This window comes from Halomonas alkalicola (assembly GCF_030704205.1).
Classification (GTDB): domain Bacteria; phylum Pseudomonadota; class Gammaproteobacteria; order Pseudomonadales; family Halomonadaceae; genus Halomonas; species Halomonas alkalicola.
The window spans coordinates 1,131,572-1,156,820 of sequence record NZ_CP131913.1 but is presented as its reverse complement, the minus strand read 5'-3'; the positions used below and the strand labels follow the sequence as shown (position 1 = coordinate 1,156,820).

The window sequence follows — 25,249 nt, the reverse complement described above, 5'->3', positions numbered from 1 at the left end:
ATGGCCCTTTCCCAACGAGCAGCCCGGCGAGCGCGCCGCCCCGCACGCCAGGGCCTGCTGCGCCCGCTGGTGGGGGTGGTACTGCTGGTCGGTCTCGTCGGGTGGCTTCAGCCGGGGGCGATCCTCGCCGAGGTGCAGCGGCTCTCGCCGGGCTGGGCCCTGTTGGCCCTGGCGCTGACCCTGCCGCCCCTCTTGCTGAGCGCCTGGCGCTGGCGGCTCACCGCTCGCCTGCTGGGGCTCTCGCTGGGGTTCCGCCGCGCTCTGCGGGAGTACTACCTGGCGCTCTTCCTCAATCAGGTGCTGCCGGGCGGGGTGGCCGGCGATGCCGCCCGGGCCTGGCGCCACTCCCGCGACAGCGGGCAGCTCGGCGGCGCCTGGCGGGCGGTGATCATCGAACGTGCCTCCGGTCAGCTCGCCATGGCGCTGCTGACCCTGGCCGTGCTGGCCGCCTCGCCGCTCTGGCATGAGCTGCTGAGCCGCGCCTTCCGGAGCGCGGTCGCATCGGTCTGGCTGCCGGCCGGGGGCGCCGCCCTGCTGCTGATGGTTCTGGTGGTCTGGCAACTGGCCAGGCGCCCGCCGGCGGCCCTGGTGGGCCTCGGTGGTGATCTCAGGCGCAGCCTGCTGGCCGCCTCGGTGTGGCCCAGGCAGCTCGCCGGGTCGCTGCTGGTGGTGGTGAGCTACGCCCTGGTGTTCGTCTGCGCCGCCCGGGCGATCGGCGTCCAGCTGCCGCTTGCCACCCTGCTGGCGCTGGTGCCGCCGGTGCTGCTGGCGATGCTGATCCCGATCACGCTCGCCGGCTGGGGGGTGCGCGAGGGAGCCGCCGCCCTGGTGTGGGGGCTTGCGGGGCTGCCGCCGGCCCAGGGGGTGGCGATCTCCATGGCCTACGGAATCATCGTGCTGCTGGCGAGTCTGCCCGGCGGCCTGGTGTTGCTGCATCGGGCGCTTCACGTCGTGCCGGGGAACGCCGGTGGCGAGCCCGAGGGCTCAGGGGGCCGGGGCGCCGAGCGCGAGATCGAAGAGGGTGTCGTCACCGCAGCGGAAGGTCCGCGACGTGGGGCGGCGCGCCTCGTGGAGGGTGGCGATGGGCGTCATGACCAGCCCCGGTCGGCCGGAGCCGATCAGCAGCGGGGCCACCAGCAGGTGCAGGCGATGGAGCACGCCGGCCTCGAGGAAGCGCGACACCGTGATGCCTCCGCCCTCGATCAGCACCCGGGCGAGGCCGCGCTCGGCCAGGATGTCGAGCACCGCCCGCGGGGCGAAGCCGCCCTCGACCAGCGGCAGCGCCAGGCGCTCCACATGCGCCCCCGACGGGCCTTGCGGAGGCGCCCCCTCGCCGTGCAGGTGCAGGGTCGGCGCCACGGGGTCGCGCAGCAGGCGGCGGTCCGGCGTTACCCGGCCGCGGGGGTCGAGGATCACCCGCACCGGGTGGGGCCCGGTCACATGGCGCACCGTGAGCAGGGGATCGTCCTCGCTGGCGGTGCCGGCGCCGACCACCACGGCGTCCACCAGGGCGCGCAGCCGGTGCAGGTGCACCAGGCTCTGCGGGCCGTTGACGTAGTGGGAGTGGCCGCTCTCGGTGGCGATGCGCCCGTCCAGGCTCTGCCCGAGCTGGGCGATGGCCAGCCGGCCGGGCCGGGCGGCCAGCGGGGCCAGGCACTCGAGCAGTTCGCGGGCCTCTGGCGCGACGGGGCGCGCGGCCTGCCAGCCGGCCGCCGAGAGGCGCAGGTCGGATGCCTGTGCGGGCGGCTCGCGGTCGGGGTGAGCGGCATGCACGAGGGCCTGCCAGGCCTCCTCCAGGGAGAGCGTCGAATCGGTGGCGCCCATGGGGCCTCCTGCCGGGGAGCTGACCACCACCATGCGCAGATCTTGGGCGCGACGCCAAGCGCATCGAAACCACCAGGAGAGAGCGATGCATCAGGTTGAACGGGCCATCTTTGATCTACGACGGGGGCTGCCGGTGCTGCTGGTGGCCGGTGAGTCCAGGGTGCTGGTCCAGGCCCTCGAGGGGGCCGCCGAGGCGGCCGTCGCGCGGCTGGGCGAGCTTGCCGGCACTTCCCCGGCGCTGGTGCTCAGCCGGCATCGTCTGGCGACCCTCGGCGCGGGGAAGGGCGGCACGGCGGCGCGGCTGCCGCTGCCGGCCGGGCGGGTGCGTCGGCGCCTCGAGTGCCTGGCCTACGGGGCCACGCCGGCGGCGAGCCTCGGCGAGGCGGGGCTGGACGAGTGCCGTTCGGCCCTGGAGGCAGCGGAGCCGGCCGATCTGGCGGCCCTGGCGCTGATGCGCCGGGCGCTGCTGATCCCCTCGGCCCTGGTGGCGCGGGTCGCCGAATCCCAGAGCGAGGCGGTGAAAGCGGCGGTGGCCGACGGCACCCTGCTGACGGTGAAGGCCGAGCAGGCGGCGCGCTGCCTGGACGGGGCCGGCGGGCTGCTGCGCCGGGTCAGCGAGGCCAGGATCCCCCTGGCCGATGCCGACGAGTGCCGCTTCATCCTGTTTCGCGAGCCCGACGGGCTGCGCGAGCACGTGGCGGTGGTGATCGGCGACCCGCCCCTCGAGGCGCCGGAGGCGGCCGTGCCGCTGCGCCTGCACTCCGCCTGCCTTACCGGCGACCTGTTCGGCAGCCTGCGCTGCGACTGCGGCGAGCAGCTGCGCAACGCCGTGGCCGAGATCGAGGCCCTGGGCGGCGGCGTGCTCCTCTACCTGGCCCAGGAGGGGCGCGGGATCGGCCTGGCCAACAAGCTGCGCGCCTACACCCTCCAGGACAGTGGGCTCGACACCCTGGATGCCGACCAGGTGCTCGGCTTCGGCGAGGACGAGCGGCGCTACGGCGTGGCGGTGGACATGCTCGACGCCCTGGGCATCCGCCGCGTGCAGCTGATGACCAACAACCCCCTGAAGATGGCGGCTCTGGCCCAGGGCGGAATCGAGGTGGTGGAGCGCCAGGCGCTCTACGGCAGCCTCAACGACCACAACCACCGCTACCTGAGCGCCAAGGCCGACCGTGCCGGCCACCTGCTCGACGAGGTGTTCCGGGCGCGACGCTGAGGCGACGAACCGGCGCCGTCAGGGCCCGCCGTGGGATCGCTCGAGGCGCATCGTGCGGGTCTCCTCGAGGATCCGGGCGATGCGCGAGGCGTAGTGGTCGGTCAGACGCGCGCCCAGTTCGGCGCTGCCGAGGTGGGCGTTGCCGACGACGCCCTCCGGATGCAGGTCCTCGGCCAGCCAGGCGAAGGCCGCTTCCCCCTCCGGGCCCAGCAGCTGGCCCTCCTCCGCCATGGCCTGGCCCCGGGAGATCGGGTGGTCCAGGTGCGCCAGGCGCACCTTGTGCGGCGCCAGGTGGCGCATCAGGGCGGTTTCCAGCGCACCGCCGTGCAGCCCGTGGCGTAGTTCCTCGGCGGGCAGCGTCGCGTCCGGGAGGTCATCCGGCAGCGGCATGCGCATGTAGTGAACCTTGACCACCAGCAGGCCGTGGCGGCGGCGCAGCCGCAGGGCGGCCAGGTCCATCACCGCCTTGTTGCCGCCGTGGCTGTTGAGCCATACCAGTCGCTGGAACCCGGCCCGGGCCACGGCATCGCCGTGGGCCTCCAGGGTGGCGATGGCGAGCTCCGGCGAGAGGCTCAGGGTGCCGCCAAAGCTCAGGTGCTCGTCGCTGGCGCCCACCGCCAGGGTCGGCAGCTGCACTAGCGGGAAGCCCGCCGGCAGCCGCGCGAGGGCGGCGGCCAGCAGCCCCTCGCCGATGTCGAGGTCGGTGGAGAGTGGCAGGTGGGCGCCGTGCTGCTCGATGGCACCGAGCACCATCACCACCACGCTCGCCTCAGGCAGCTCGGCGAGTTCGGGGGGCGTCAGGTCCTGCCAGCGCGGAAAGTCCTTTGGGGCCTGGGCGGGGGAGGAGCTCATGGGGTCGTCTCCGCGGTCGAGGTATCCGGGGGCGTGGTGGCGTTCGGGGTGTCCAGCCGCGCGTAGAGGTCGCCTGAAGGGAGGCCGTCGGCGCCCTGCGCGAGCCACCCGAGGGTGGCGTCCGCCGTTCGCCACTCGGGCCAGCGGAACTGACGGCGCTCTCCCTCGATGGCGTTGAAGCGATAGTCGCCCAGCGCGGCCAGGCGTGTCACGCAGCGCTCGGCCACCTCCAGGGCGCCGGCCACGAACTCCACCGAGACCCCCTCGATGGGCTGGGAGAGCCCCGCCAGCACCTCGGCCTCGAAGCCCTCCACGTCGATCTTGCAGAAGCGCGGGGTGCCGTGCTCGGCGATCAGCGCGTCCAGGGTGGTCACCGCGACCCGCCGGCGGCTCTCCCAGCGCACGTTCTGGAAGCCGGGGTTGCGCGCCCCGATGGTGGTACGCCACTCATGAGCCAGGGTGGAGACCGTGGGGTTGGCTTCGCTCACCGCGAGCTCTGCCTCACCGGGTTCGGCCCCGGCGGCCTGGGGCAGCAGGATGACCCCGGCCCGACCGCCCACCAGCCGCGCCAGCCAGCGGAAGAGCCCGGGCTGGGGCTCCAGGGCCACCACCCGTGCGCCCAGCGCCTGGAAGGCCGCGGTGCGGTCGCCGAGGTGGGCGCCCACGTCGAAGGCCAGGTCGCCGGGACCGATGAAGTCGGCGTAGAGGCGACGCAGCGCGCGCTGTCGCCCCGGGCGCCAGTAGATCAGCAGCGAGCGGGCAATGCCGGCGCCCTGGCGCAGGCGGGCCGGCGAGAGTAGAGCCGTCATCGAGGTTCCCTATGCAGGAGTTGGGTGGGCATCTCTCCGGGACATTCGGGAGGCGGTGGCCGTAGGGCCGGCGTGTCGGCCTCGGCCGCGTCGTTGGCGGCGAGGTCGCGGCGCTCTTCCAGCAGCTCGGCATGGGCCTGGGGCTCCGGGGTGCGCAGCAGCCCCCGTCTCGCCAGCCAGGCGGCCGCCCGGCGGCTGCCGCTCAAGCGCACCAGCAGCGGAGACAGGGCCAGCCCCACCCAGACCGGGGCCAGCCAGGCGACCAGCATCGGCACCTGCCAGTGGACAAGGGCGATCCACAGCCCCCCGAGCAGGGCGAAGGGCGCGGTGTGGCGCAGCGCCTCCCGCCAGGGCACGCGACGTCCCTCGCGGACCTGGGCGCCCCACTCGACGCTGGTGCCGGTCAGCACGCCGACCACGAAGGCGCTGTGGAAGGCCATCATGATCGGGGCAAGCAGAATGGCGGCGAGCCCCTCCAGCAGGGCGCTGAGGCAAAAGCGTGTTCGCCCGCCGTAGCCGGCGGCGCGTCGCCCCAGGGCCAGCAGCAGCCCCAGCAGCTTGGGCAGCAGCAGCAGGGTGGCGGTCATCGCCAGCAGGGCGGCGATCAGCTCGGGGCGCGCCCGGGGCCAGAAGGGGAAGAGCTGCTCGCCATGGCCGAAGTAGGCGGGCTCGCTGCGGGCGATCAGCACCGCATCCAGGCTGCCGGCGAGCAGGATGGCGAGCCACAGCAGCGAGGAGACGAAGGCGGTGGCGCCGAGCAGGAAGTGCAGCCGGCTCAGGCCGTGCAGGCCCGGCGCCGCCAGCAGGCGCAGGTGCTGCAGGTTGCCCTGGGTCCAGCGCCGGTCGCGGCGGGCATAGTCGAGCAGGTTGCCGGGCATCTCCTCGAAGCTGCCCGTCAGCCGGGTCTCGAGCTGCACCTCCCAGCCGGCGCGACGCAGCAGGGCGGCCTCCACGAAGTCGTGGCTCAAGATCTCGCCGCCCAGCGGCGGGCGGCCGGGCAGGGGCGGCAGGCCGGCGTGGTCCATGAAGGCGCGCAGGCGCAGGATGGCGTTGTGCCCCCAGTAGTTGGCGGCGTCGCCCTGCCAGGCGCTCTGGCCGGCGGCCAGCATGGGGGCATAGAGGCTGGCGGCGAACTGGGCCAGGCGGCCGAACAGGGTGTGCTGGCGCACCGGCAGCGGTACCGTCTGGATCAGCGCTACCCCGGGGCGGGCCTGCATGGCCCGCACCAGCCCCAGCAGCGTCTCGCCGTCCATGCGGCTGTCGGCATCCAGCACTACCATGAAGTCGAAGGCCGCCCCCCAGCGGCGGCAGAACTCGGCGAGGTTGCCCGCCTTGCGCCCGGCGTTGTCGGCGCGGCGCCGATAGTGCACGGCCAGGCGCCCTTCGAGGCGCCGCTGAAGGGCGGCCATGGCGCGGGCCTCCGCCACGGCGATGGCCGGGTCGGTGGTGTCGCTGAGCACGAAGAGCGTGAAGTGGTGCGCCTCGCCGGTGGCGATGAGCGATTCGGCGGTGGCCGAGAGGGCAGCGTCCACCTGCTCGGGCGACTCGTTGTGGATCGGCATGGCCAGCACGGTGCGCCGGGTGATCGGCAGCTGACGCTCGTCGGCGACCCGGGGCCGGCGGGCCAGGGTCAGGGGGTCGCGGTCGGCGAGCAGCAGCAGAAGAAAAAAACCGGCCACGGAGCTCCAGAAGCCCACGGCGACCCAGGCGAAGGTGAGGGTGAAGAGCGCGAGGATGCCCCCGCGCAGCGGCGTGATGCCGCCGGGCGAGAGGATGTGCCACATGAGCCCCGTGCCGACGAGGGTGGTGAGCAGCGCCAGGCCGCCCAGCAGTGCCCGGCGCAGTGCCAGCCCCGGGAGCCGGGCACCGGCGTGGCGGCCGCGGCGGGCGGCTAGGCTAGCGCCGCTCGTCGGGGTGCCAGACATGGTTCCAGGTCTCGCTGATCACCTCGTCGCGCAGGCGGAGCCGCAGGCGCAGGTCGCTGGACTGCTGGCCGTCGGGGTCGAGGCGGAAGGAGGCGCGCCAGCCGCGGCCGTCCGGCAGCGGGCGTGTCTGCAGGTGGTGGATCTCGCCGCGGCTCGCCGTGAGCTCGGCCTCCACCGGCTGGTCGGGGGAGAGGTTCTCGAGCTCGCCGCCGGCGAAGTCCACCATGAAGTGGCGTCGGCTGCGCGGCGGCGGGCTGGGATCGCCGGGCACGCCGCCCCAGCCCTGGCGGGTGCGGATGACCCGGGCCGGTGCCGCCGCGGCGGGCTCGGCGCCGAAGGTGTGGGTGCGGTAGCGCAGCTCGCGGCGCTCGCCGGCGCGCAGGGGCGTGTTGCTGACCCAGAAGGCGACGATGTTGTCGTGGGTCTCGTCCGGCGCGGGGATCTCGATGAGCTGCACGCGCCCCGCCCCCCAGGGGACGAGCGGTTCCACCCACTGGCTGGGGCGGCGATCGTAGCGGGCCTCGAGGTCCAGGTAGCGGTCGAAGTTTCGCTCCCGCTGGGCCAGGCCGGGCCAGGCCGAAGCCACCGGGGTCGCGGTCGAGCAGCGAGGAGACGCGCAGCGAGCGCGGGTTGGTGAGCGGACGCCAGATCCATTCGCCGCTCCCGGTGTGTACCAGCAGGCCGTCGGAGTCGTGCACCGCCGGGCGGTGGTCGTCCACGGTCCGGGGGGTGGTATCGCCGTGGGCGAACATGCTGGTCAGCGGCGCCACGCCAAGCCGCTCCACATCGCGGCGGGCGAAGAGCCGGGCGGTCACCTCCACCTGGATATTGCGCCCCGGTGCGATATCGAAGCGGTAGGCGCCGGCAAGCGAGGGGCTGTCGAGCAGGGCCAGCACCGTCATGCGGCTGGCCTCCGGAGCCGGGCGCACCAGCCAGAACTCGCGGAAGGCCGGAAACTCCTCGCCCCGGGGCAGGGCGGTATCGATGGCCAGGCCCCTGGCGGAGAGGCCGTAGCCCTGGCCGCGGCCTACCAGGCGGAAGTAGGAGGCGCCGAGGAATACCGCGAACTCGTCCTGGTAGTCGGCCCGGTTGAGGGGGAAGTGCAGCCGGAAGCCGGCGTGGCCGGCGCCGGAGAGGTCCCGCTCCGGCAGGGCGGCGGCGGCGTCGTCGTAGCGGAAGCGGGCGGGGTCGAAGTCCAGCGCGGTCACCTCGCCGCCCTCCACCGCATGCAGCCGGACCGGCGATTCGAACAGGAAGCCGGTATGGAAGAGCTGCACCGAGAAGAGGCCCTCGTCTCCCCACAGGGCGGCCTCCGGGCGGAAGCGGATCTGTCGGTAGGTGTCGTAGTCCAGGTCGCGCAGCGCCTCGGGCAGCTCGCCGGTGCCGGGGTCGTGGGGGCGGCCGGCCAGCGCCTCGGCCCTGTCGGTGACGCGCTCGAAGAGGGCATCGACCTCCCCGGGGGCGGTCTCGGCGGCGGCCGGCAGGGCCAGCAGCAGCGCCATGGCCAGGCACGCCGTCAGGCGAGGGTGTCGTCTCAGGGGCATCGCGTCTCTCCCGGGCTTCCTGGCTCGTTCTCGCAGACCCGCTCGCAGACCCGCTCCTGCACAACAGTGTCGTCGCGGAGGGGGGATCCTGCACGTGTGGCGGGCGGATCCTTGTGAGACGATCCTTGTACATGGTAGGTCATATGTACACTGTTTTCCCGTGGGCTACCCTGTCAGGGTGGTGCATGTCTCCTTCCCGCCGCCCCACCCCGGCCATCCCGACTCGAGGATTCCCACGCGATGCTCCGACTGCTGGGCCTTGCCGTCCTGCTCAACCTGCTGCTGCTGCTGCCCCTGTGGCTGCGCTTCGGGGAGATCGCCACCCGCTGGGTCGCCCTGGAGGCGCTGCTGCTGGCGGCCCTGCTGGTGGTGCTGCCGGCCGGTCGACTGGGCTGGCTGCGCCCGCTCTTGACCGTCGTCGTGATGGTGGCGGTGCTCGCCGGCCTCGGCGATGCGGCCACCCACCTGGCCCTCGGCCGTTCGCTGAACCTCTATCTGGACCTGCCGCTGCTGCGTTCGGTGTTTCACCTGCTGGAGGGCAACCTGGGCACCGGGATGGCCTGGGCCACCACCCTGGCGGCCCTGCTGCTTGTCGGCCTGGTTGGCTGGGCGCTGAATCGAGCACTGCGTGCCGGACAGCGGCAGGCGACGGGCGGGGCGGTGTCGCTGATCGCGCTCCTGCTGCTTCTGGCCAGTACTACCCTGATGGCGGCCCAGTGGCATCATCAGCGCTGGCTGCCCGTGGCCCGGGCGCCGGCCATGGATACCCTGCGCTTCCAGGGCCAGCAGCTGGTGGAGACGCGCCGCGCCCATCGCGACTTCGCCGCGCGCATGGCGGCGTCGCCCACCCGGGCCACCGCGCTGCCGGGGCTTGCCGGGCGTGATGTGCTGCTGGTCTTCGTGGAGTCCTATGGCGAGTCTTCGGTGTTCGATCCACGCTTCAGCGAGGTGACCCTCCCGCGGCTGGCGGCCATGGAGGCGCGCCTGGCAGAGGCAGGGCTTGTGATGGCCACGGGGCTGCTGGACGCGCCGATCCGCGGCGGACAGTCCTGGCTCGCCCATGCCAGCACCCTGAGCGGCCTGAGGATCGACAACTCGCTCTGGTACCGGCTGATGCTGGCAAGCGAGCGGCCGACCCTGGTGGACGACTTCCGGGCCAGTGGGCATCGCACCCTGACGGTGATGCCCGCCATCACCCTGGCCTGGCCGGAGGGCGAGGCCTACGGCTTCGACGAGATCCACGCCGCCGCCGACATCGACTACGCCGGGCCGCCCCTCAACTGGGTGACCATGCCCGACCAGTTCACCCTGCACCACTTCGAGCAGCGCATCCGCGCCCCGGCCGAGGCGCCGCTGTTTGCCCAGGTCGCCCTGATCTCGAGCCACGCGCCCTGGACGCCGATCCTGCCGGTGCTCGACGACTGGGACGCGGTGGGGGACGGCAGCATCTTCTATCAGTGGGAGGACGCCGGCATCCCGCCGGACGAGCTGTGGCAGGATCTCGAGCGGGTGCGCGAGCACTATGCGCACTCGGTGGACTACGCCCTGGAGGTCAGCGCCCGCTGGGCGGCGGACGCGCTCGGCGACGAGGCCCTGCTGATCCTGCTGGGCGACCACCAGGCCGCCCCCCTGATCATCGGTGACGAGGCGGGCTTCGGGGTGCCGGTGCATGTGATCAGCGCAGACGCTTCCCTGCTTGCCCCCTTCCTGGCGCGGGGCTTCGAGCCCGGCATGATGCCGGCGCCGGGCCCTGCCGAGCACGGCCTGGAGGCCCTGCGCGGCTGGCTGCATGAGGACTTTGGCGAATGATGACTCCCGTGATCCTGGCCGGCGGCAACGGCGTGCGGCTCTGGCCGCTGTCGCGTCGGGCGCGCCCCAAGCAGTTCCTCGCCCTCGAGGAGGAGGGCAGCCTGCTGGCCCGCACCATCGCTCGCCTGGAGGGGCTCGCGCTGGCGCCGCCCATCGTCATCTGCCACGAGGCGCATCGCTTCCTGGCCGCCGAGCAGCTGCGCCGGGCCGGCGTGGAGGGGGCGACCCTGCTGCTCGAACCCGAGGGGCGCGGCACCGCCCCGGCCATCGCCCTGGCGGCCCTGCTGGCCCATGGCGAGGGGCGCGAGGGGCCGCTTCTGGTGCTGCCCTCGGACCACCACCTGGGTGACGAGACCGCCTTCCACGGGGCGGTGGCCCGCGCCGTCGACCTGGCCGAGGCGGGCTACCTGACCACCTTCGGGGTGGTGCCGACCCGCGCCGAGACCGGCTTCGGCTACCTGCAGGCGGGTGGCCCCCTGGGCGGGAAAGGCTTCGCGGTGGCGCGCTTCGTGGAGAAGCCCGACGCGGCGCGGGCCGAGCAGTTCCTGGCCGCCGGCGACCACTACTGGAACAGTGGCATCTTCGTGATGCGCCCGGCGGACGCCCTGGCGGCCCTGGCCACCCACGCCCCGATGATCCTCGCGGCGTGCCGCGAGGCCCTGGCGGGCGCCACCACCGACCTGGACTTCCTGCGTCCCGCCGAGGCGGCCTTCCTGGCCTGCCCGGCGGACTCCATCGACGTGGCGGTGATGGAGCGCACCGACCGGGCGGCCATGGTGCCGCTGGAGGCGGGCTGGAGCGACATCGGCTCCTGGCAGGCGCTCTGGGAGGTGCTGCCCCGCGATGGTGACGGCAACGCCCTGCATGGCGACGTCGTCTGCGAGGCGAGCCGGGGGCTTCTGGTTCACGCCGAGTCGCGGCTGGTGGCGACCCTGGGGGTGTCGGACCTGGTGGTCGTCGAGACCCGTGACGCCGTGCTGGTGGCCGATCGCGCCAGCAGCCAGGCCCTGCGCGGCCTGGTCGATCGCCTCGAGGCCGCGGGCCGCCCGGAGACCCGCCAAAGCGCCACGGTCTTCCGCCCCTGGGGGCACTACGAGACGCTGGACGCCGGCGAGCGCCACCGGGTCAAGCACATCACGGTGAAGCCCGGCGCCCGGCTGTCGAGGCAGCTCCACCACCATCGCGCCGAGCACTGGATCGTGGTCAGCGGCACCGCCCGGGTGACCCTGGACGACGAGACCTTCCTGGTGGGGGAGAACGAGTCGACCTTCATCCCCGTGGGCCGGGTGCACTGCCTGGAGAACCCCGGGCTGATTCCCCTGGAGCTGATCGAGGTGCAGTCCGGCAGCTACCTGGGCGAGGACGACATCGTGCGCCTGGACGACCGCTACGGGCGGGAGTGACGAGCGGGGGGAGGGAGCAGACGCTCAGTAGAGCCGGAACTCCTGATGGCGGGGGTGGCCCTGCTGCTCCTCGACCACCTTGCGGTAGCGCTTGTACTCCCACTGGTACTGGGCCGGGTCCAGGGCGATGGCGGCCTCCACGCAGGCGTTGACGCCGGTGGCGGATTCGGCCTCGTCCGGGGAGTAGACCCGCGTGTCGGCGGGGAGGAAGTGGAGCTCGAAGCCGCGGCCGGGGATGCGCCGGGCGACCCCGGTCACCACCCGCGCCTCGGTGCGCGCCACCAGCTTGGGCAGCAGGGTGGCGGTGTAGGCGGGACGGCCGAAGAAGGGGGCGAAGACGCCGCTGCCCCAGTCGGGCTCCTGGTCCGGCAGGATGCCGATCGCCTCGGAGCGCTTGAGCGCCTTGAGCAGGGCGGCGACGCCCCTGGGGTTGGTGGGCACCAGGCTCGCCCCCATGCGCTCGCGCCCGGCGCGGGTCACGGCGTCTAGCTCGGCGATCTTCGGCGGTTCGTACATGGCGGTGAAGGGGAAGTGGCTGGAGAGCCAGAAGTTGAGCACCTCCCAGTTGCCGAAGTGCGGCGCCAGCACGATCACCCCGCGGCCCTCGGCGCGGGCCTCGTCGAGCAGCTCGCGGCCGTGCACGGCCTGGATCGAGGCCTCGACCCTCTCGGGGTCGCCCATCCAGGCGAAGCCGAGCTCCAGCATGGTGGCGGTGGAGTGGGTCAGGCTTTCCCGGGCCAGGCGGCGGCGCTCGGCGGTGCTGCGCGCCGGGTAGACCTCGCCCAGGTTGATCTCGGTGACCTCGCGCTCGCGGCGGCTGAAGCGGTGCACCAGGGGGCCTGCCAGGCGCGACAGGCACCACAGGGTGGCCAGCCTGCGGCCGGCCAGGCTCTTCCACAGCCCGGCGATGGCGCGGGCCTGACGGGGACTGGACTGGGAGCGGGAGTCGGCCATGGGTGCGTCGCCTAGAACAGCCAGGTGTCCACGTTGTCCGGCGCGCGCTTCTCCTGCAGGCCGCGGAAGCCCTTCACGCAGCGCACGATCAGCCACACCGCCAGGGCGATCAGCAGCGGGATGCCGATGGCCACCAGCACCAGAATGGAGGCGATGGTGGCGTAGAGCAGGCCGATCCAGAAGGTGCGGATCTGATAGCGGTAGTGCTCGTCGAGCCACGCCGGTCCCTTGCCGCGGTAGACGTAGGCGATCACCACGCCGATCACCGAGGTGAAGCCCACCACGAAGCTGACCAGGTAGAGGGCATAGACCACCATGGGCATGGTGGTATCGGGGGGCTCGCGCCGTTCGATGATCACATTGTCGTTCTGGACTTGGTCTTGTCGGGGCCTGTCACTCTGGAAATTGTCGCTCATGGGGCGTCCCTGGCCGTGGAATCGAATCTCGGGGCGTCATGATACCGACCGGCAGATGCATTGCCAGCGCCGGCCGGGGAGCTCAGCCCTCGGCGGCCTCGGTGGCCGCCTGGCGCAGCGGGCGGCTGATCTCGATCAGGTTGCCGTCCGGGTCGCGCAGGTAGACCGATTCCAGCAGGCCGGTGGCGCCCTGGCGCTCGACCGGGCCGAGCTCCACCTCCACCTCCAGAGCCTCCAGGTGGCGGGCCACCTCGTCCAGGGGCAGCAGGCTGCGCAGGCAGATATCGATGCTGCCGGGGGTGGGGGTCGCCGCCCTGGGCTCGATATCGGTGGCGGTCCAGTGCAGGCGCAGGGCCAGGTCGCCGAGGATCAGGTCGACGCGCTCGCGGTCGCGATAGCGCACCTCCAGCCCCAGCACCCGGGAGTAGAAGTCCACGGCGCGGGAAATGTCGGTCACGGTGATGACCAGATGATCCAGACCTGACAGCATTCACATCTCCTTGGTCTTGTCCTGGAGTGGCAAGAACGTTCTGGCACAGAGGATACGACGATGCCGACCTGCCCGCTATGCGCATCTGACGACGCGGCCTTCTACCATCGCGATGCGCGGCGCGAGTACCACCAGTGCCGGCGCTGCGCGCTGGTGTTCGTGCCGCCGGCCTTCCGGCTAGGCCCCGAGGAGGAACGGGCGGTCTACGACCAGCACGAGAATTCCCCGGAGGACCCCGGCTACCGGCGCTTCCTGGGACGGCTCTTCGACCCGCTGCGCGAGCGCCTCGCCCCCGGCGCCCGGGGGCTCGACTTCGGCGCCGGCCCCGGGCCGACCCTCTCGGTGATGTTCGAGGAGGCGGGTCATCCCATGGCGGTCTACGACCCTTTCTACGCCCCCGACCCCCGGGTGTTCGAACAGGCCTACGACTTCATCACCGCCACCGAGGTGGTCGAGCACCTCTTCGCACCGGGGGAGGAGCTTGCGCGCCTGGCACAACGCCTGCGTCCCGGCGGCTGGCTGGGGCTGATGACCAAGCGGGCCACCGATCGCGAGGCGTTCGCCCGCTGGCACTACATCCTCGACCCGACTCACGTGGCCTTCTTCAGCGAGACGACCTTTCGGTGGCTTGCCGATGAGCTCGGCATGCGCGTGGAATTTCCTGCCGCCGACGTGGTGTTGCTGCAGAAGCCCTGAGGCGTGAGGTGGGGGAGGGGGTGTGGCGGATGATATTGCCAAACTGGGGGGAGCTGGCAGAAGAAAATTCCGCCTTGCTGATGCCGGGTCGGGAAAGCGATTGACTCGCCGCCAATCGGGCGTATGATTCGCGCGCTTCGATACCCTGCCGGCGCTTCAGGCGCCGTTTCCGGCCCGCCGGACAGGCGAGATGTCCCGTTTTCTGCCACTCTTTCCGTCTTTCCTTTCGCTGTGAGGCATGCAATGTCGCGGCAACTGCTGACCATGGCCCTGGCGCCGCTGCTCGGTCTCTTCATCCTCGGCATCGGTAACGGCTTCCTGGCCACCGTGATCACCCTGCGCCTGGACGCCGCCGGCGAGTCGGCGGTGGTGATCGGCTGGGTCTCCTCGGCCTACTTCATCGGCCTGGCGCTGGGGGCCATGCTCAACGACCGCCTGCTGCTGCGCATCGGCCATATTCGCGCCTATGGCAGCTTCGCCTCGCTGGTGGCGGTCACGGTGCTGCTGCAGGGCCTGGTGGATCACCCCTGGGCCTGGTTCGCGCTGCGCCTGATCGGCGGCTGGGCCACGGTGGGGGTCTACCTGGTGATCGAGAGCTGGCTGCTCACCGCCGGCGACCAGAGGGTGCGCGGGCGCCTGCTGGCGCTCTACATGATCTCCCTCTACGCCGCCGGGGTGCTTGGCCAGCTGCTGCTGGGCGTCACCGAGGCCATGGGCGGAGCGGCCTCCTTCATGGTGATCGCCATGCTGGCCTCGCTCTCGGTGCTGCCCATGGCGATGATCCCGCGGGTCTCGCCGCTGATCGAGAAGGCCGAGCCGCTGCCGCCCCACCGCCTGATCACCCTCACGCCCACCGGGGTGATGGGCAGCTTCGGCTCGGGGATCGCGGTGGCCGCGGTCTATGCGCTGCTGCCCCTCTACCTGCAGCGCATCGGCCTCTCGGTGGATCGGATCGGCCAGATGATGGCCGTCGTGATCCTGGGCGCCATGCTGCTGCAGTACCCGGTGGGACGCTGGTCGGATCGCCACGATCGCCAGATCGTGCTGATCGCCATAGGTGGCTTCTGTGCGCTGATCTCGGCGGCGATCCTGTGGCTGCCGATGTCCACCTGGTTGCTGGCGGGGCTGCTGTTCCTGCTCGGCGGCGGGGTCTTCTCGCTCTATCCGGTGGCGGTGGGCCACGCCGCCGACCGGGCGCCCGCCGGTGCCCTGGTGCGCATGAGCCAGGGCCTGCTGCTGATCAACGCCATCGGCTCGGCGATCAGCCCGCCGCTTATCTCGCCGGTGATGGCCGCCCTGGGCGATGCCGGGCTGTTCTGGAGCTTCGGCGCCCTGGGCCTGTTCCTGGTGGCCTTCTTCGGCTGGCGGCGCAGCGTGCGTCCGGCGCCGGTGCCGGTGGCGCCTTTCCATCCCACCACGCCGATGTCCGCCGCCGGTGCCGAGCTTGTGGTCACCGAGGAGCTGCTGCAGGGGGCCGCCGAGCACGAGCACATGGAGGATCTCTCCGGGGCGGTCCCCGAAGTGGACGTGGCCGAGCCCCTGGTCGGCCCGCCGCCGGCCGACGAGTCCCATGTGGCCTACTTCGACGAGGCCGAGGCCAGGCAGGAGAGCGAGCCCACCCAGGAGGAGCTGCCCGGCCTCGAGCCGCTGCCCTCTCGTAGCTGAGGCGCGGAGGGCGAGGCGGGGTAAGACCTTGGGCTAATGGCCAACGAAAAGTAGGGAATCTACTATCGTTGCTATCATTTTTCCCCGAGGTGCTTCGATGATCCCCTTTGCCGCCCCCGTTCGCGACATCCGCTTCGTCCTGGAGGAGCTGCTCGAGCATGGCTCGCTCTCGCTGCCCGGCTTCGAGGAGGCCAGCCCCGACCTGGTGGAGGCGGTGCTGGAGGAGGCCGCCAGGCTTGCCGGCGAGGTATGGGCGCCGCTCAACGCCAGCGGCGACCGCCAGGGCTGCACCCGCCGCGACGACGGCGGGGTGACCCTGCCCGACGGCTTTGCCGAGGCCTACCAGGCCTACGCCGAGGGCGGCTGGAACGGCATCGGCGTGGCCGAGGCGCTGGGCGGCCAGGGGCTGCCCGAGGTGGTGGCCAGCGCCGTCCAGGAGATGCTGCACGGCGCCAACATGGCCCTCGGGCTCTGCCCCATGCTCACCGCCGGCGCCATCGAGGCCCTGGCCCACCACGGCAGCGACGAGCTGAAGGAGCGCTACCTGCCCAGGCTCGTCGAGGGCACCTGGACCGGCACCATGAACCTCACCGAGCCCCAGGGCGGCTCGGACCTCTCCAAGGTGCGTACCCGCGCCGTGCCCCAGGAAGACGGCAGCTACCGGCTGTTCGGCCAGAAGATCTTCATCACCTGGGGCGAGCACGACGCCGCCGAGAACATCATCCACCTGGTGCTGGCCCGCAAGCCCGATGCCCCGGAGGGCAACAAGGGCATCTCGCTGTTCCTGGTGCCGAAGTTCCTGGTCAATGCGGACGGCTCGCTCGGCGAGCGCAACGACGTCATCTGCGCCTCCATCGAGCACAAGCTGGGTATCCACGGCTCCCCCACCTGCACCCTGAGCTTCGGCGAGGGGGAGGGCGCCATCGGCTACCTGGTGGGCGAGGAGGGCCGCGGCCTCAACCACATGTTCACCATGATGAACGAGGCGCGCCACAAGGTGGGGATCCAGGGCATCGGCGTGGCCGAGCGCGCCTGCCAGCACGCCTTCGCCTACGCCCTGGATCGCACCCAGGGCCGCAGCCCGCGCTCCGGACGCAGCGATTGCACCATCAGCGACCACCTCGACGTGCGCCGCATGCTGCTCTCCATGCGGGCGCGCACCGATGCCCTGCGCTCGCTGGCCCTCTACTGCGCCGCCCAGCTCGACCTGGCCCGCCACGCCGAGGATGACGCCGAGCGCGCCGCCGCCCAGGCCCGGGTCGAGGTGCTGATCCCGGTGGTCAAGAGCTTCTCCACCGACCAGGCCGTGGAGATCGCCTCCCTCGGCGTGCAGGTGCACGGCGGCATGGGCTTCATCGAGGAGACCGGCGCCGCCCAGCTGCTGCGCGACGCCCGCATTGCCCCCATCTACGAGGGCACCAATGGCATCCAGGCGCTGGACCTGGCCGGGCGCAAGCTGCAGCGCGACCGGGGTGCGGCCCTCGAGGGCCTGATCGACCAGGTGGAGGCCACCGCCGACGCCCTCAAGGCCAGCGACGAGCACGCCGCCCTGGGCGAGAGCCTGGCCGGCGGTGCCGCCGACCTGCGCGCCGCCATGGTCGCGGTGCTCGAGGCGGGCGCCGACCCGGAACAGGGCGCCGATGCCGTCCAGGCCTATGCCACCCCCTTCCTGAACCTGGCCGGCCACGTGCTCTGCGCCTGGCAGATGGGCCAGGCGGCACTCAAGGCCAGCGCCGCCGTGGCCGCCGGCCGCGATGAACCCTTCTACCGGGCCAAGCAGCAGAGCGCCGACTACGCCATCCGCCAGTGGCTGCCGGTGGGCCGCGCCCAGCGCGCGGTGATCGAGGCCGGCATGGCGAGCCTCGCCGCGTTCGACGCCGCCGCCCACTGATCTCGCATCGATCCGCCGCCGGCCCCGTGCCGGCGGCGGCCGTTCATGACATCGCATCACGACATTCCTCGGAGCCAAGCATGAGCCAGAGCATCTTCGAACAGGGCCTGCCCAAGACATCGGCCAATCATGTGGCCCTGTCACCGCTGACCTTCATCGAGCGCACCGCCTCGGTCTACCCGGACTATCCGGCGGTGGTCTACGGCGAGATTCGCCGCGACTGGGCGACCACCTGGGAGCGCTGCCGGCGGCTCGCCTCGGCGCTGTCGAAGCGCGGCGTCAAGCCCGGCGAGACGGTGGCCGCCATGCTGCCCAACGTGCCGGCCATGTTCGAGGCCCACTTCGGCGTGCCCCTGGCCGGCTTCGTGCTCAACACCCTGAACATCCGACTGGACGCCGAGGCCATCGCCTACATGCTGGCCCACGGCGAGGCGAAGGCGATCCTGGTCGACCCCGAGTTTGCCGACGTCATCGAGGAGGCGGTGGCGACGCTCGACGACAAGCCGCTGATCATTGACGTGGCGGACCCCGAGTTCATGCCCCAGGGGCGGGCCATCGGCGCCCTGGAGTACGAGGCGCTGCTGGCCGAGGGCGACCCGGCCTACCCCTACCGGCTGCCCGAGGACGAGTGGCAGGCGATCTCGCTCAACTACACCTCCGGCACCACCGGCAAGCCCAAGGGGGTGGTCTACCACCATCGCGGCGCCTACCTGAACGCCACCAGCAACATCCTGGTGTGGGCGATGCCCCACCACCCGGTCTACCTGTGGACCCTGCCGATGTTCCACTGCAACGGCTGGTGCTTCCCCTGGACCATCGCCGCCGCCGCCGGCACCAACGTCTGCCTGCGCAAGGTCGAGGCGAAGCGGGTCATGGACCTGATCGCCGACGAGGGAGTCACCCACTTCAGCGGCGCCCCCATCGTGCTCAACGGCCTGGTCAACCTGCCGGACGACCAGAAGCGCGACTTCGGCCATCCGGTGAAGGTCACCACCGCCGGCGCCGCGCCGCCCGCCTCGGTGATCGCCGGCGTGGAGCGCCTCGGCATCGACGTGACCCACGTCTACGGCCTCACCGAGGTCTACGGCCCGGTCACCTCCTGCGCCTGGCGCGAGGCCTGGAACGAGCTGCCCGCCGAGGAGCGGGCGAAGCTCAAGTCCCGCCAGGGGGTGCGCTACCACATGCTCGAGGCGCTCTGCGTGGCCGACCCCAACACCCTGGAGCCGGTGCCCAAGGATGGCCAGACCATCGGCGAGATCCTGATGCGCGGCAACACCATGATGAAGGGCTACCTGAAGAACCCGGCGGCCACCGAGCAGGCCATGGAGGGGGGCTGGTACCATACCGGCGACCTGGCCGTGTGGCATGCCGACGGCTACATCGAAATCAAGGACCGTTCCAAGGACATCATCATCTCCGGCGGCGAGAACATCTCCACCATCGAGGTGGAGGATGCCATCTACGCGCACCCGGCGGTGGAGGAGGCCGCGGTGGTGGCCAAGCCCGACGAGAAGTGGGGCGAGACCCCCCGCGCCTTCGTCAAGCTCAAGGTGGGCTACGGTGAGGTGACCGAGCAGGACATCATTGATCACTGCCGCGCGCGCCTGGCCCACTTCAAGGCGCCGAAGACGGTGATCTTCACCGAGCTGCCCAAGACCTCCACGGGCAAGATCCAGAAGTTCGTGCTGCGCGACGAAGCCCGCAAGCAGTGATCGCCCCGGCCCGACAACAACCAAGGAGAGAGTGCAATGAGTGAGCAAGCGATCGGCGTGGTAGGCGCCGGCACCATGGGCCAGGGCATCGCCCAGGTGCTGGTCCAGAGCGGCTTTGCCGTGCAGCTCTACGACGTGGCCGACGAGCAGCTGGAACGCGCCCGAGGCGGTATCGACAAGGGCCTGGGCAAGCTGGTGGCCAAGGAGAAGCTCTCCGAGGCCGACAAGGCGGCCGCCATGGCGCGCCTGGCCACCTCCACTGCGCTGGACGCCCTGCGCGACTGCGAGGTGATCATCGAGGCGGCCCCCGAGCAGCCGGCCCTCAAGGAGAAGCTGTTCCGCGACCTGAGCCGACTGACCCACGACGCGATACTGGCCTCCAACACCTCGTCGCTGTCGCTGACCCGGCTCGCCGCGGTGTGCGAGCGCCCTGAGCGAGTGGTGGGCATGCACTTCTTCAATCCGGTGCCGGTGCTCAAGCTCGTCGAGGTGATCCGCGCCGAGCAGACCTCTGATGCCACCGTGGCGCGCATCGAGGCGCTGACCGAGTCGCTCGGCAAGACCGCCGTGGCCATCGCCGACTCCCCGGGCTTCGCGGTCAACCGCCTGCTGGTGCCGATGATCAACGAGGCGGCCTTCCTGCTCCAGGAGGGCGTGGCCAGCGCCGCGGACATCGACGAATCCATGAAGCTGGGCGCCGCCCACCCCATGGGCCCGCTGGCCCTGGCCGACCTGATCGGCCTGGATGTCTGCCTCTCCATCATGGAGGTGCTGCAGGAGGGCTTCGGCGACCCGAAATACCGCCCCTGCCCGCTGCTCAAGCGCATGGTGGCCGCGGGCTACCTGGGCCGCAAGACCGGCCGCGGCTTCCACGTCTACTCCTGATCACTCACCTGGCGGGCCGGTATCTCCTGTGGGAGGCCGGCTCCGCCGGGCGAAGGCGCCCCCGGGGAGCCTCATACCCGGACTGGATCCACCAAGGAAGCATTGCCGCCCAACCAAGCGTTCGCTAGGGTTGGGCGGTAGCGTCTTCCATTTCCATCATCGAACAACAAGCCGAGGAGCCCCACCCATGAGCGAGCAGCTGATCGAGGTCGTCGACAACGCCGGCATCGTGCGCCTGACCATCAACCGCCCCAAGGCGCTCAACGCCCTGAACAGCGCCGTGCTGAGCGAGCTCGAGCGCGTCCTGGCCGAGCTGGAGGCCCGCGACGACCTGCGCGCGGTGCTGGTCACCGGCGCCGGCGAGAAGTCCTTCGTGGCCGGTGCCGACATCGCCGAGATGCGCACCAAGACCCCGGAGGAGGCCCGCGCCTTCGCCCGCCAGGCACTGGCCACCCTCAAGCGGCTGGAGACCCTGCCGGTCCCCACCGTGGCGCTGGTCAACGGCTTCTGCCTGGGCGGCGGCTGCGAGCTGGCCCTGGCCTGCGACTGGGCGGTGGCCAGCGACAACGCCATCTTCGGCCAGCCCGAGGTGCTGCTGGGCGTGATCCCCGGCTTCGGCGGCACCCAGCGCCTGCCGCGCCGGGTCGGCCCGGCCATGGCCCTGGACCTCTGCACCACCGGGCGCAAGATCGATGCCGCCGAGGCGCTGCGCATCGGCCTGGTCAACCGGGTGATGCCCCAGGCGGAACTCGAGGCCTACGCCGAGGAGCTCACCAAGCAGCTGGGCGGCAACGGCCCGCAGTCGGTGCGCGCCTCCAAGCAGGCAATCCACGACGGCATGGACCAGGACCTCGACAGCGCCCTGGCGCTGGAGACCGCGCTGTTCGCCTTCTGCTTCGCCGGCGACGAGCAGACCGAGGGCATGAGCGCCTTCGTCGAGAAGCGCAAGCCGAACTTCTGATCCTGGCGTGTCCTTCTGGTGAGACAACCGCGGCCGTGGCAGAGATGCCACGGCCGCGCTGCGTCTGGCCAGCCTTGCGCCGCTGGTGCTACTTGGCGAACAGCTGGCTCATGTCCTTGAACGCCTTGAACTCCAGGGCGTTGCCGCAGGGATCGAGCAGGAACATGGTGGCCTGCTCGCCCACCTGGCCCTTGAAGCGCACGTAGGGCTCGATCACGAACTCGGTGCCTCGGGCGCGCAGCCGCTCGGCCAGGCTCTCCCACTCCTCCCAGCCCAGCACCACCCCGAAGTGTGGCACCGGCACGTCGTGGCCGTCCACCGCGTTGGTGTTGGCCTGCTCCTGGTAGGGCATCTTCGGGTGCTCGTGGATCACCAGCTGGTGGCCGAAGAAGTCGAAGTCGACCCACTGCTCGCTGGAGCGGCCCTCAGCCAGGCCGAACACCTCGCCGTAGAAGGCGCGGGCCGCGGGCAGGTCGTGGACGGGAATCGCCAGATGAAAGGGGGAAAGGCTCATGGGGTTCTCCTGGTGTTCTCTCGTGGATGATCAGTGTCGAGAGTGGTTGTTGTCGGGCGGGGTGTCATCGGGGGTGGCCCCGGGTGCTGCAGTCTGTGTTGCATCGAGGGTTGCCGCCATCGGCTGTGCCGCGGTCGCGGGGGATGGCAAGGCGCGCCGTCGCAGCCGCAGCAGGCCGGTGGCGACGGCGGTGCCGGCCAGGGTAATCGCCATGCCGGCCAGGATCTGCAGGCTCAGGCGCTCGCCCAGCAGCAGGTAGCCCCACAGCAGAGCGCTGACCGGCACCAGGAAGGTCACCGTGGAGGTGGCGGTGGCCCCGGCGCTGGCCAGCAGGGCGAAGTAGATCAAGAAGGCGGCGGTGGTACTGAGCGCCGCCAGCGCCAGGGCGTTGGCCCAGGCCTGGCCGCTGATCGGCTCGCTGGGCCACAGCAGGAGGCCCGGCACCAGCAGCACCAGCGCCGACATGGCCGAGCTGCCCGCCGCCAGCACCCGTGCCGGCAGGTGGGACAGGTGGTTGCGAGAATAGTTGCCGGCGATGCCGTAGCAGAAGGTGGCGCCCAGCACGGCCAGGATGAACCAGCCGTCGCCGCCCAGGGCGAAATCCAGGCGGTCCGCCGAGAGCACGTAGACCCCGAAGAGGGCCAGGGCCAGGCCCAGGTACTGGCGGCGCTGGATCGGCACGGTAAAGAAGAGTGCGCCGAGCAGGGCGGTGAAGATCGGCGTGGTGGCGTTTATCAGCGAGGTGAAGCCGGCCTCCAGGCGGGTGGTGGCCAGGGCCAGCAGCGAGAAGGGCAGCACATGGTTGATCACGCCCAGCAGCAGCAGGCTGCCCTTGTGCTGCCAGACCAGGCGCAGGTAGTAGAGGCTGAGCAGCAGCGGCACCAGCAGCAGGGCACCCACGCCCATGCGCACCAGCACCAGCGAGACCGCGCCAAACTCCGGGGCGGCCACCCGCATGAAGATGAACGACAGCCCCCACAGCGAGGAGAGCAGCAGCAGGCGCAGGGTGTCGGCGGGTGACATACCGGTTCCTTGGATGGCGATATCGTTCGCGGGAAAACAATCAGATTACGGCGGCCGCGAGGCGTTGGGAAGGGCAGCCCCTTGTGCGGCATTGCGGCATGATCTTGACGTCCATCAAGGGCATAGGTGGCAAACCCCTGCTATAGCTGTAGGGCACCCTTTCCGGAATCTGGAGCCTTGCCCATGCCCGCCATGATGAAAGCCGCCGTCTTCGTAGAGCCCGGCCGCATCGAGATCGACGACCGACCGATCCCCGACATCGGCCCCAACGACGCCCTGATCCGGGTCACCACCACCACCATCTGCGGTACCGACGTGCATATCCTCAAGGGCGAGTACCCGGTGGAGAAGGGACTGATCGTGGGCCACGAGCCGGTCGGGGTGATCGAGAAGCTTGGCGCCAACGTTCAGGGCTACCACGAGGGCCAGCGGGTGATCGCCGGGGCCATCTGCCCGAGCTTCACCTCCTACGCCTGCCAGGACGGCTGCAGCGCCCAGGATGGTGGCCACCACGCCCACGGCTACAAGCCCATGGGCGGCTGGCGCTTCGGCAACACCATCGACGGCGCCCAGGCCGAGTACCTGCGGGTGCCCCACGCCCAGGCCAACCTCTCGCCGGTGCCCGACGGCCTCACCGACGACCAGGTGCTGATGTGCCCGGACATCATGTCCACTGGCTTCGCCGGCGCCGAGTCGGCCAATATCAAGATCGGCGACAGCGTCGCGGTGTTCGCCCAGGGCCCCATCGGCCTGTGCGCCACCGCCGGTGCCCGGCTGCGCGGCGCGGGGCTGATCATCGCCGTGGACGGCGTCGACGAGCGCCTCGAGATGGCCAGGAAGATGGGTGCCGACGTGACCCTCAACTTCCGGAAAGTTGACGTGGTCGCCGAGATCCTCAAGCTCACCGGCGGCCGCGGCGTGGATGCCTCCATCGAGGCGCTGGGGCTGCAGCAGACCTTCGAGCAGGCGCTGCGGGTGATCAAGCCTGGCGGCACCCTGTCGAGCCTGGGGGTCTACTCCGAGAGCCTGACCATTCCGCTGGACGCCTTCTGCGCCGGCCTCGGCGACCATCGCATCGTCACCTCGCTCTGCCCCGGCGGCAAGGAGCGCATGCGCCGGCTGATGCAGATCATCGACAGCGGCCGCCTGGACCTCGGCCCGATGGTCACCCACCGCTACCCGCTGGAGAAGATCGTCGACGCCTATGACCTCTTCTCCCACCAGCGCGACGGGGTGCTGAAGATTGCCCTTGAAGTCTCCTGAGTCCTTGCGATGGCGGGAGTTCTGGTACACTCCCGCCATCATCGAGGTAGACGGAGACACGATGGAAACGGAACTGAGTGAGTTCGAGCGACAGATGCGTCGTGAGATCAACGCCTTCATGGACAACGCGCAGGAAACACGGCGCAAGGCGGTGACGTCACCCCCCGAATGGCCCAAGGAGGCCGACGAAGAGGCCAAGGCCAAGGCGCCGCGCAACAAGCCGGCCGGTTCGCCGAAGACCGGCCACCGCGTCAAGCTGGCGGTGCGTACCAAGCCCCTCGAGCTGGACACCGTCTTCGAGCATGTCTCCTCCAGCATCTCCAAGATCGAGGCGCAGCTCGAGGCCGAAAAGGCCGCCCGCAAGGCCGGCTACCCGATCATCGGCCATGTGATCGAGACCCAGCGACTGTAACGCCTTCCCGCCCGGGCCAGGCGTCGGGCAGACCCCACCGAGGAGCCGCCCGTGAGAATCACCCAGCTTGCCATCTATCCGGTCAAGTCGCTGGGCGGCATCGCCCTCGATGACGCACGCCTGACCGCCGAGGGCCTGGCCTGGGATCGCCGCTGGATGGTGGTCGACGATGTCGGCCGCTTCGTTACCCAGCGCCAGCTGCCGGCCATGGCGTCCATCCGCGTCACCCTGGAGCCCGATGCCCTGGTGCTTGCCCACCCCGGGGTCGCGCCGCTGCGCGTGGCGCTTGCCGCCCGCCAGCAGGAGCGTCTCTCGGTCACCGTCTGGAAGGATCGCTGCGACGCCCTGGACGAAGGGGCTGAGGCCCGCGACTGGCTGGCCGCGGCGCTGGGGGATCTGCGCGGCAGCCGCCTGCGCCTGGTGCGCTTTGCCCCCGACCACCTTCGCCCGGTGGAACCCCACTACCTGGCGCCCGGCGAGTGGGCCCACACCGCCTTCGCCGACGGCTATCCGCTGCTGGTGGCCTCCACGGCGTCGCTCGTCGAGCTGAACCGTCGGCTTGCCGCCAAGGAGCTGTCGCCGGTGCCCATGAGCCGCTTTCGCCCCAATATCGTGATCGAGGGTGCCGAGCCCTTCGCCGAGGATGGCTGGCAAGCGCTCGGCCCCACCGACGGCCGCTGGCGGCTGGGGCTGCGCAAGCCCTGCCAGCGCTGCAAGATCACCACCGTGGATCAGCACAGCGGCGAGATACCGGTGCCCGGCGAGCCGCTGCGTACCCTGGTGGAGATGAACCCACGCCTCGCCCCCGGCGGCTACTTCGGCCAGAACGCCATCCTGCTGGCGGGAGAGGGCGAGACGCTCAGCGTGGGCGATGTGGTGGCGGCGAGCCCCGCCTGACCGGCCTCTGCATTCCTGGAATGATTTTTCATTAAAATCGCCCTGGGCTATGATGGCGGGTCCGATTCGTCCATCCCCCACCAGGAGC

The 25,249-nt window shown here is 71.2% G+C and carries 22 protein-coding genes and 2 pseudogenes; 13 read left to right on the top strand and 11 right to left on the bottom strand.

Features of this window, described 5'->3' with window-relative positions:
• Window positions 1-900 (top strand): annotated as a pseudogene (locus B6N23_RS05555) (lysylphosphatidylglycerol synthase transmembrane domain-containing protein); the annotation flags it as partial.
• Window positions 901-984: 84 nt separating this feature from the next.
• Here B6N23_RS05555 and B6N23_RS05550 read toward each other — a convergent pair.
• A complete protein-coding gene (locus tag B6N23_RS05550) occupies window positions 985-1,824 on the bottom strand; it encodes a RibD family protein (RefSeq protein WP_305503705.1) in 840 nt (279 codons plus the stop codon).
• An 85-nt stretch (window positions 1,825-1,909) separates the two neighbouring features.
• Between B6N23_RS05550 and B6N23_RS05545 the strand changes: the two genes are divergently transcribed.
• Window positions 1,910-3,040: a GTP cyclohydrolase II gene (locus B6N23_RS05545; RefSeq protein ID WP_305502652.1), complete on the top strand. Its 1,131-nt coding sequence runs from the start codon at window positions 1,910-1,912 to the stop codon at window positions 3,038-3,040.
• Between the two features lie 18 nt (window positions 3,041-3,058).
• Here B6N23_RS05545 and B6N23_RS05540 read toward each other — a convergent pair whose 3' ends face one another.
• From B6N23_RS05540 to B6N23_RS05520, 5 genes and pseudogenes are all read right to left on the bottom strand, one after another.
• Complete coding sequence (locus B6N23_RS05540) at window positions 3,059-3,892, bottom strand: creatininase family protein (protein ID WP_305502650.1); 834 nt, start codon at window positions 3,890-3,892, stop codon at window positions 3,059-3,061.
• The gene (locus tag B6N23_RS05535; RefSeq protein ID WP_305502647.1) at window positions 3,889-4,701 is read right to left on the bottom strand and encodes an FkbM family methyltransferase; all 813 of its coding nucleotides are present in this window, start codon (window positions 4,699-4,701) and stop codon (window positions 3,889-3,891) included. Before B6N23_RS05535 ends, B6N23_RS05540 begins: the two co-directional genes overlap by 4 nt.
• On the bottom strand, window positions 4,698-6,626 hold the full coding sequence (gene mdoH, locus B6N23_RS05530; RefSeq protein WP_305502644.1) for a glucans biosynthesis glucosyltransferase MdoH: 1,929 nt from the start codon (window positions 6,624-6,626) through the stop codon (window positions 4,698-4,700). Before mdoH ends, B6N23_RS05535 begins: the two co-directional genes overlap by 4 nt.
• Window positions 6,598-7,212 carry a glucan biosynthesis protein gene (locus B6N23_RS05525; protein ID WP_305502642.1) on the bottom strand — a complete coding sequence of 205 codons (615 nt, stop codon included), beginning with the start codon at window positions 7,210-7,212 and terminating at the stop codon, window positions 6,598-6,600. Before B6N23_RS05525 ends, mdoH begins: the two co-directional genes overlap by 29 nt.
• A gap of 52 nt (window positions 7,213-7,264) precedes the next feature.
• Window positions 7,265-8,128: pseudogene (locus B6N23_RS05520) on the bottom strand (glucan biosynthesis protein); the annotation flags it as partial.
• Window positions 8,129-8,410: 282 nt separating this feature from the next.
• Here B6N23_RS05520 and B6N23_RS05515 point away from each other — a divergent pair.
• A complete protein-coding gene (locus B6N23_RS05515) occupies window positions 8,411-9,979 on the top strand; it encodes an alkaline phosphatase family protein (protein ID WP_305502640.1) in 1,569 nt (522 codons plus the stop codon).
• Window positions 9,976-11,382: a mannose-1-phosphate guanylyltransferase/mannose-6-phosphate isomerase gene (locus B6N23_RS05510; protein WP_305502638.1), complete on the top strand. Its 1,407-nt coding sequence runs from the start codon at window positions 9,976-9,978 to the stop codon at window positions 11,380-11,382. Before B6N23_RS05515 ends, B6N23_RS05510 begins: the two co-directional genes overlap by 4 nt.
• 24 nt (window positions 11,383-11,406) lie before the next feature.
• Here B6N23_RS05510 and B6N23_RS05505 read toward each other — a convergent pair whose 3' ends face one another.
• The 3 genes from B6N23_RS05505 to B6N23_RS05495 form a co-directional block, all read right to left on the bottom strand.
• Window positions 11,407-12,336, bottom strand: a complete 930-nt coding sequence (locus tag B6N23_RS05505) for a lysophospholipid acyltransferase family protein (RefSeq protein WP_305502636.1) — start codon at window positions 12,334-12,336, stop codon at window positions 11,407-11,409.
• A gap of 11 nt (window positions 12,337-12,347) precedes the next feature.
• The gene (locus B6N23_RS05500; protein ID WP_302141631.1) at window positions 12,348-12,752 is read right to left on the bottom strand and encodes a DUF4870 family protein; all 405 of its coding nucleotides are present in this window, start codon (window positions 12,750-12,752) and stop codon (window positions 12,348-12,350) included.
• Window positions 12,753-12,834: 82 nt separating this feature from the next.
• Window positions 12,835-13,242 carry a VOC family protein gene (locus tag B6N23_RS05495; RefSeq protein WP_110068314.1) on the bottom strand — a complete coding sequence of 136 codons (408 nt, stop codon included), beginning with the start codon at window positions 13,240-13,242 and terminating at the stop codon, window positions 12,835-12,837.
• 60 nt (window positions 13,243-13,302) lie between these two features.
• Here B6N23_RS05495 and B6N23_RS05490 point away from each other — a divergent pair, with 60 nt between their 5' ends.
• The 6 genes from B6N23_RS05490 to B6N23_RS05465 all read left to right on the top strand — a co-directional run bounded on the left by B6N23_RS05490 (window position 13,303) and on the right by B6N23_RS05465 (window position 21,052).
• Window positions 13,303-13,938 carry a class I SAM-dependent methyltransferase gene (locus tag B6N23_RS05490; RefSeq protein WP_305502632.1) on the top strand — a complete coding sequence of 212 codons (636 nt, stop codon included), beginning with the start codon at window positions 13,303-13,305 and terminating at the stop codon, window positions 13,936-13,938.
• Between the two features lie 243 nt (window positions 13,939-14,181).
• Window positions 14,182-15,603: an MFS transporter gene (locus B6N23_RS05485; RefSeq protein ID WP_305502625.1), complete on the top strand. Its 1,422-nt coding sequence runs from the start codon at window positions 14,182-14,184 to the stop codon at window positions 15,601-15,603.
• Window positions 15,604-15,700: 97 nt separating this feature from the next.
• Window positions 15,701-17,494, top strand: a complete 1,794-nt coding sequence (locus B6N23_RS05480) for an acyl-CoA dehydrogenase (protein ID WP_305502622.1) — start codon at window positions 15,701-15,703, stop codon at window positions 17,492-17,494.
• Between the two features lie 80 nt (window positions 17,495-17,574).
• Complete coding sequence (locus tag B6N23_RS05475; RefSeq protein ID WP_305502619.1) at window positions 17,575-19,206, top strand: acyl-CoA synthetase; 1,632 nt, start codon at window positions 17,575-17,577, stop codon at window positions 19,204-19,206.
• Window positions 19,207-19,242: 36 nt separating this feature from the next.
• A complete protein-coding gene (locus B6N23_RS05470; RefSeq protein WP_305502616.1) occupies window positions 19,243-20,091 on the top strand; it encodes a 3-hydroxybutyryl-CoA dehydrogenase in 849 nt (282 codons plus the stop codon).
• A gap of 187 nt (window positions 20,092-20,278) precedes the next feature.
• Window positions 20,279-21,052 carry an enoyl-CoA hydratase-related protein gene (locus tag B6N23_RS05465; protein WP_305502614.1) on the top strand — a complete coding sequence of 258 codons (774 nt, stop codon included), beginning with the start codon at window positions 20,279-20,281 and terminating at the stop codon, window positions 21,050-21,052.
• Between the two features lie 88 nt (window positions 21,053-21,140).
• Here the strand turns inward: B6N23_RS05465 and B6N23_RS05460 are convergent, their stop codons facing one another.
• Window positions 21,141-21,566, bottom strand: a complete 426-nt coding sequence (locus B6N23_RS05460; RefSeq protein WP_305502611.1) for a VOC family protein — start codon at window positions 21,564-21,566, stop codon at window positions 21,141-21,143.
• 30 nt (window positions 21,567-21,596) lie between these two features.
• The gene (locus B6N23_RS05455; RefSeq protein ID WP_305502609.1) at window positions 21,597-22,589 is read right to left on the bottom strand and encodes a DMT family transporter; all 993 of its coding nucleotides are present in this window, start codon (window positions 22,587-22,589) and stop codon (window positions 21,597-21,599) included.
• 183 nt (window positions 22,590-22,772) lie between these two features.
• Here B6N23_RS05455 and B6N23_RS05450 point away from each other — a divergent pair, with 183 nt between their 5' ends.
• From B6N23_RS05450 to B6N23_RS05440, 3 genes are all read left to right on the top strand, one after another.
• A complete protein-coding gene (locus B6N23_RS05450) occupies window positions 22,773-23,852 on the top strand; it encodes an NAD(P)-dependent alcohol dehydrogenase (protein ID WP_305502607.1) in 1,080 nt (359 codons plus the stop codon).
• A gap of 61 nt (window positions 23,853-23,913) precedes the next feature.
• On the top strand, window positions 23,914-24,264 hold the full coding sequence (locus B6N23_RS05445) for a hypothetical protein (protein ID WP_169957762.1): 351 nt from the start codon (window positions 23,914-23,916) through the stop codon (window positions 24,262-24,264).
• 51 nt (window positions 24,265-24,315) lie between these two features.
• On the top strand, window positions 24,316-25,161 hold the full coding sequence (locus B6N23_RS05440) for an MOSC domain-containing protein (protein WP_305502604.1): 846 nt from the start codon (window positions 24,316-24,318) through the stop codon (window positions 25,159-25,161).
• The last annotated feature ends 88 nt before the right edge of the window (window positions 25,162-25,249 follow it).

Bases quoted from the DNA above. Each gene is read 5' to 3' on its own strand.
- B6N23_RS05550 (WP_305503705.1), bottom strand. From the start codon at position 1,824: ATGGGCGCCACCGATTCGACGCTCTCCCTGGAGGAGGCCTGGCAGGCC.
- B6N23_RS05545 (WP_305502652.1), top strand. From the start codon at position 1,910: ATGCATCAGGTTGAACGGGCCATCTTTGATCTACGACGGGGGCTGCCG.
- B6N23_RS05540 (WP_305502650.1), bottom strand. From the start codon at position 3,892: ATGAGCTCCTCCCCCGCCCAGGCCCCAAAGGACTTTCCGCGCTGGCAG.
- B6N23_RS05535 (WP_305502647.1), bottom strand. From the start codon at position 4,701: ATGACGGCTCTACTCTCGCCGGCCCGCCTGCGCCAGGGCGCCGGCATT.
- mdoH (WP_305502644.1), bottom strand. From the start codon at position 6,626: ATGTCTGGCACCCCGACGAGCGGCGCTAGCCTAGCCGCCCGCCGCGGC.
- B6N23_RS05515 (WP_305502640.1), top strand. From the start codon at position 8,411: ATGCTCCGACTGCTGGGCCTTGCCGTCCTGCTCAACCTGCTGCTGCTG.
- B6N23_RS05510 (WP_305502638.1), top strand. From the start codon at position 9,976: ATGATGACTCCCGTGATCCTGGCCGGCGGCAACGGCGTGCGGCTCTGG.
- B6N23_RS05505 (WP_305502636.1), bottom strand. From the start codon at position 12,336: ATGGCCGACTCCCGCTCCCAGTCCAGTCCCCGTCAGGCCCGCGCCATC.
- B6N23_RS05500 (WP_302141631.1), bottom strand. From the start codon at position 12,752: ATGAGCGACAATTTCCAGAGTGACAGGCCCCGACAAGACCAAGTCCAG.
- B6N23_RS05495 (WP_110068314.1), bottom strand. From the start codon at position 13,242: ATGCTGTCAGGTCTGGATCATCTGGTCATCACCGTGACCGACATTTCC.
- B6N23_RS05490 (WP_305502632.1), top strand. From the start codon at position 13,303: ATGCCGACCTGCCCGCTATGCGCATCTGACGACGCGGCCTTCTACCAT.
- B6N23_RS05485 (WP_305502625.1), top strand. From the start codon at position 14,182: ATGTCGCGGCAACTGCTGACCATGGCCCTGGCGCCGCTGCTCGGTCTC.
- B6N23_RS05480 (WP_305502622.1), top strand. From the start codon at position 15,701: ATGATCCCCTTTGCCGCCCCCGTTCGCGACATCCGCTTCGTCCTGGAG.
- B6N23_RS05475 (WP_305502619.1), top strand. From the start codon at position 17,575: ATGAGCCAGAGCATCTTCGAACAGGGCCTGCCCAAGACATCGGCCAAT.
- B6N23_RS05470 (WP_305502616.1), top strand. From the start codon at position 19,243: ATGAGTGAGCAAGCGATCGGCGTGGTAGGCGCCGGCACCATGGGCCAG.
- B6N23_RS05465 (WP_305502614.1), top strand. From the start codon at position 20,279: ATGAGCGAGCAGCTGATCGAGGTCGTCGACAACGCCGGCATCGTGCGC.
- B6N23_RS05460 (WP_305502611.1), bottom strand. From the start codon at position 21,566: ATGAGCCTTTCCCCCTTTCATCTGGCGATTCCCGTCCACGACCTGCCC.
- B6N23_RS05455 (WP_305502609.1), bottom strand. From the start codon at position 22,589: ATGTCACCCGCCGACACCCTGCGCCTGCTGCTGCTCTCCTCGCTGTGG.
- B6N23_RS05450 (WP_305502607.1), top strand. From the start codon at position 22,773: ATGCCCGCCATGATGAAAGCCGCCGTCTTCGTAGAGCCCGGCCGCATC.
- B6N23_RS05445 (WP_169957762.1), top strand. From the start codon at position 23,914: ATGGAAACGGAACTGAGTGAGTTCGAGCGACAGATGCGTCGTGAGATC.